The sequence below is a fragment of the Mesorhizobium sp. M2A.F.Ca.ET.037.01.1.1 genome, from assembly GCF_003998075.1.
In the GTDB taxonomy this organism is placed as follows: domain Bacteria; phylum Pseudomonadota; class Alphaproteobacteria; order Rhizobiales; family Rhizobiaceae; genus Mesorhizobium.
Window position 1 is genome coordinate 1 of the sequence record NZ_RZSA01000527.1, and the last position, 4,651, is coordinate 4,651.

8 protein-coding genes are annotated in these 4,651 nt (G+C 67.6%); 3 read left to right on the forward strand and 5 right to left on the reverse strand.

Going from position 1 to position 4,651, the window contains the following annotated elements:
• From EOA27_RS23220 to EOA27_RS23235, 4 genes are all read right to left on the reverse strand, one after another.
• On the reverse strand, positions 1–405 hold a 405-nt coding region (locus EOA27_RS23220), incomplete at its 3' end, for a hypothetical protein (RefSeq protein WP_127257302.1).
• Complete coding sequence (locus EOA27_RS23225; protein ID WP_126083324.1) at positions 402–998, reverse strand: sigma-70 family RNA polymerase sigma factor; 597 nt, start codon at positions 996–998, stop codon at positions 402–404. The genes EOA27_RS23225 and EOA27_RS23220, both read right to left, overlap by 4 nt.
• A 91-nt stretch (positions 999–1,089) precedes the next feature.
• Positions 1,090–1,473: a hypothetical protein gene (locus tag EOA27_RS23230; RefSeq protein ID WP_126083325.1), complete on the reverse strand. Its 384-nt coding sequence runs from the start codon at positions 1,471–1,473 to the stop codon at positions 1,090–1,092.
• A 28-nt stretch (positions 1,474–1,501) separates the two neighbouring features.
• Positions 1,502–1,936 (reverse strand): EF-hand domain-containing protein, encoded by a 435-nt coding sequence (locus EOA27_RS23235; RefSeq protein WP_126083326.1) that lies wholly within the window; start codon positions 1,934–1,936, stop codon positions 1,502–1,504.
• Positions 1,937–2,290: 354 nt separating this feature from the next.
• Here EOA27_RS23235 and EOA27_RS42260 point away from each other — a divergent pair, with 354 nt between their 5' ends.
• The 3 genes from EOA27_RS42260 to EOA27_RS23250 all read left to right on the forward strand — a co-directional run bounded on the left by EOA27_RS42260 (position 2,291) and on the right by EOA27_RS23250 (position 4,345).
• Positions 2,291–2,560, forward strand: a complete 270-nt coding sequence (locus EOA27_RS42260; protein ID WP_245467114.1) for an EF-hand domain-containing protein — start codon at positions 2,291–2,293, stop codon at positions 2,558–2,560.
• A 43-nt stretch (positions 2,561–2,603) separates the two neighbouring features.
• Positions 2,604–3,026 carry a BA14K family protein gene (locus EOA27_RS23245; protein WP_127257304.1) on the forward strand — a complete coding sequence of 141 codons (423 nt, stop codon included), beginning with the start codon at positions 2,604–2,606 and terminating at the stop codon, positions 3,024–3,026.
• A 317-nt stretch (positions 3,027–3,343) separates the two neighbouring features.
• Positions 3,344–4,345, forward strand: a complete 1,002-nt coding sequence (locus EOA27_RS23250) for an aldo/keto reductase (RefSeq protein ID WP_126083328.1) — start codon at positions 3,344–3,346, stop codon at positions 4,343–4,345.
• A gap of 70 nt (positions 4,346–4,415) precedes the next feature.
• Here the strand turns inward: EOA27_RS23250 and EOA27_RS23255 are convergent.
• A partial coding sequence (locus EOA27_RS23255) for a glutathione S-transferase C-terminal domain-containing protein (RefSeq protein ID WP_189562089.1) occupies positions 4,416–4,651 on the reverse strand: 236 nt, incomplete at its 5' end.

Genomic DNA, 4,651 nt, shown 5'->3' on the forward strand with positions numbered 1-4,651 from the left:
AGGCGGTCCACCGTCGTCGGGCAGTCTTGCGCCCGCGGCGAGCGCCAAGAGCTCGGAATCCTGCGACTGGTCCTGAAGACGCGCCACCTGGTAACCGGCGATTGTCGCGGTGACAAGCAAGGCCGCGGCGCAAGCGGCGATGCCGGCCGGCGCGACGAGGAAGCGCGGCAGCAGCGAAGGACGTGCCGCGCCGCGATCGATGCGCGCCAGCACCTTGCGCGCCAAGGCGCGGTCATCGCCCTCGACCAGCGCGGCCTGCCGCACGAGGCTGTCGAGCGCCGCGTCGGCGCCGGCATCGCCGTCAAGCGCCAGGAACGCCAGGGCCGGCCCTCTCAAGGCCGCCGGCCAGGCATTGACGTCGTCGCCGAAGCGGCGACGGTTGTTCTCGAATTCCTCGCGTGTCATGAGGACTTCCTTTCGCGGCCCGCGGCCGCATCTGCCAAATGATCCCTAAGCGCGCGGCGCCCGCGCACGAGCAACTGTTCGACCGAGCCGGCGCTGGCGCCCATCACCTCGGCGATCGCACCGATGTCAAGCTCGCCCACCGCCCTAAGAAGCAGCGCCATGCGCTGGCGCTCCGGCAGGCGCGACAGGCCATCGCGCACGATCGCCAGCTCCTGCCTTGCCGCCGTCGCGGTCTCGGCATTCGCTTCAGGCGCGGCCGGCTCCTCTGCGATGTCGTCCAGGCCGAAGAAGTTGCGCAGCGCTCGGCGCCGGCGCTGGTCGATGCAGCGGTTGGCCGTGATCCGGTAGAGCCATGTCGAGGCGCGCGCCCTGCCGGGATCGAAGCGTGCGGCCTGTTTCCAGACGGTCACGAACACCTCCTGCACCACGTCCTCGGCATCGGCCGCATGACCGAGATAGCGCGTGGCGAATGTCCGCAGCCCACGGCCGTGACGGGCCATGAGCGCGGACAAAGCCGCCTGGCTGCCCGCGGCGATGCGGGCCAGAAGCTCCTCGTCGCCACCGGCAGCTTCATCCCGCACGGCGGCGGGCACCGGTCGAGGAGCCTCCGGGGGCGAGGCAGAAATCCGCGACGATCCGGCTCGGGAGAAAAACGAATTCCGACGTCAAGTCCACCACCAGATGTCAGCGGCGCCAACGGCGGAAGCCGTGAACCGTGTTGCCGTTCGGGCCCGTGAAGCTGCCGACAGAACGGCCGCGAAACGGTCCGGCCGCGCTGTAGCGCTGACCTGAAACGGTCTTGCCGTTCGGCCCGGTGGCAGAATAGCTCCTGGAGCAGCGGTCAACAACGCCGGCCTTGCAGGTCGAGTTCGACGTGTAGGTGCCGCCATTCGGTCCGGTGCGCGTGGTCGAGCCGGTGTAGATATTGCCGTCCCGGTCGACGCTGCGGCTCAGTTCGCCGCCATGCGCGGTCTTGCGCGTCCATTCCTCGGCCGAGGCCGGGTAAGCGGCCGACCAGACGACCATCGCGCCAAGGCAAAGCAGCGGAAGTTTGAGTCTTGAAAGCATGTCATTTCCTTTCTGGAAGGCAGGTTGGTCAATTGGCATGAGCAGCCACGATCTTGCGGATCGCCGCGATCTCGTCGGCGGAGAGCCTGCCGTCGCCATTGCGGTCGGCGAGATCGAAGAGCGGCGTGCTGGCCTGGAACTCGTCCTCGGTGACCTTGCCGTCGCCATTCCTGTCCATGCGCCGCCAGCGATTGCCGAGGCGGGCCTCGGCTGCCAGGGCGCGGTCATCGATGGCCTGGCGGGCGGTCTCGATCTCGTTCCCGTCGATGACGCCGTCGCCATTGCGGTCGAGCCTTTTGAAGAGGCGTTCGCGGGCGGCGAGCATCTCGTCCTTCGAGATCGCGCCGTCGCTATTGGTGTCGAGGCGCTGCAGGATGCGCTGGCCGGGCATGTCCTGCGCCGCGGTGGCGCAGACCGGAGCGAGCCCGAGAAGCAGACCCGCAAGGATTGCTGAGTGTTTCATGGTTGGTCCTTTCGACTGTCACGTCGCGGGGGCGACTGTCGGCCAATACGCAGCCCGGTTCGTGCTCCTACGCTCGGCAGGCGGATTTTTTCGCCGGCCGCCATGGCGCGGCGCCCCGTGCATCGAACCTTCCGAAAAATTCGCGGGCAGCGCGTAGGAGCCTTCGAACTCGCGCGTAGGAGGCGCTGCAAGGACGGTCCGCGGCGGGCCGTCGATTACAGCGGAGACCCAGATGACCAAGATTGTGACAGCCCTCGCCGGGCTGCTCCAGGGGCCCGGGAAGCGTTCCGGCGCATCGACACCAATGGCGACAGAAAGCTCGAATTCAGCGAGATCCAGGCAGCGCGGGCGCGGATGTTCGACCGGCTGGACGCCAACCACAATGGCGTGCTCGACCCCGACGAGGTGCGCGCGGCCGTAGCGCAGGTCAAGGCGAAGCGCGACATCCAGGCCGCGCGTTTCGCGGGGCTGCAGGCCGAGGCGAGCCGCATGGACCGCAACGGCGACGGCAAGATCTCGCGCGACGAATTCACGGCCGCCATTCCCGACCGGCTGCTGCAGGCGGACACCGATGGCGACGGCGCGCTTTCGATTTCCGAACTGCGGGCGCTGAAGCGCCCGTGATCCCCCCGTGATCCCCAGTGACACACAACAAAGGAGAGAGACGATGAAATGGATAGCGACGGCCTTTTGCGGCCTGGTGCTCGGCGCATCGATGCTGGCCTCGCCGGCCGAGGCCGTTCCAATCGTGCCCGCCCCCGGCCAGGCATCCGTGACCAGCCAGGCGACGCCGGTCTGGTACCGGCGCGGCTTCTACGTCGTTGGCGGCGTCTATTACTACAACGGCTACCGTGGCTATTGGCGCGTGCGCCCCGGCTACCGCTACTACAATGGCTACTGGTTCCCGGCCGCCGCCTTCGCGGCCGGCGTGGCGGCCGCCACGGTCGCGCCACCCCCGCCCCCAGCGGCGCGCCTGGCGGCCGCCCATGTGCGCTGGTGCTATGACCGCTACCGCTCCTACCGCGCCTGGGACAACAGCTACCAGCCCTATGGCGGCCCTCGCCAGCAGTGCCTGTCGCCTTATAGTTGAGCCGGGCGTACCGGCGCGGCGTGGACTCTGGGTGCATAAAAAAGCGCGTCGCGCCGAAAACGAGTTCGGGCGACGCGCTACAGCCTTTGTCCGATATTACCAAACGTCGGTGTGGGTGGTTCCGTCGGGTCCCCGAGGGAGTGGAGTCGGCTGGAACCACCCGCCCGCCTTGTGTCCTTCCCAAGACGGACCGACTATACGGCGCCGTCCTGCGGTTTCCTTGACCTGGATCAAGCGCTGCCGGCTCGCCGCTGGACGTGTTCTGTCCCCGCCCTATACTTTCGCGAGCGGCGATTTTTCGCGGGAGACAAGAACATATGAGCCTCGGCAAACACAAACTCGGAAGCCAGGGGCTCGAAGTCTCGGCCATCGGCCTCGGCTGCATGGGCATGAGCCAGTCCTACGGGCCGGCCGACGAAGCGGAGTCGATCGCGACGATCCACCGGGCGATCGAGCTCGGCTGCACCTTTCTCGACACGGCCGAGGTCTACGGGCCGTTCCTCAACGAGGAACTGCTTGGGCGCGCGCTGCAAGGCCGGCGCGACCAGGTGACGATCGCGACCAAGTTCGGCTTCCGCATCGTCGATGGCAAGCAGGCCGGCACCGACAGCCGGCCCGACCATATACGGGAGGTAGTGGAGGCTTCGCTCAAGCGGCTCGCCACCGATCGCATCGATCTGCTTTACCAGCACCGCGTCGACCCCGCGGTGCCGATGGAGGATGTCGCGGGCGCGGTCGGCGAGTTGGTGGCCGAGGGCAAGGTGCGCTTCTTCGGCCTGTCGGAAGCGGGCATTGCCAACATCCGCCGCGCGCATGCCGTGCATCCGGTCTCGGCGCTGCAGAGCGAATACTCGCTGTGGGAGCGCAACCTCGAGCCCGAGATCATCCCGGCGCTGAAGGAGCTGGGCATCGGCCTGGTGCCCTTCGCGCCGCTCGGCCGCGGCTTCCTGGCCGGCGACGTCAAGCGCGCGGAGGACTATCCGCAGGGCGATTTCCGCCGCGGCGACCCGCGCTACCAGGGCGAGAATTTCGACTTGAATGTCGCGGCCGCCGCCGCGGTGCGCGACATTGCAGCGGCAAAAAGCGTGAAGCCCGGCCAGATCGCGATCGCCTGGCTGCTCGCCAAGGGGCCGGACTTCGGCATCGACATCGTGCCGATCCCTGGCACCAAGCGGCGGACCTATCTGGAGGAAAATGTCGCGGCGGCGGACATCACGCTCGACGCGACCGAGATACTGGGGCTCGACATGGCGCTGACGCCCGACAAGGTATCCGGGCCAAGGTATAACGAGCGCACGATGTCGCTGGTGGACCGGTAGGGCTCGAAGTCCTGAGGACTATTGAACGTCGGCGCGAAGGAACTCGGCGCCGACAGCTGGCAATCAGCCCTCACCCGCCCGAATGCGGATCGATGCTGTAGGGATGCACCGGATAGCCAGGGCCGATCGCCTCGCCCACTCTTTCCACCCAGCCTTCTACCGCCGGATAATCGGCGAGGGAGAAACCGCAATCCTCAGCGCGGTGGCTGTAGGCATAGACGGCGATGTCGGCGATGGTGAGCGTATCGCCGACCAGGAAAGGCGTGTCGGCCAGGCTGCGGTCCAGCGCGCCAAGCGCTCGTACAC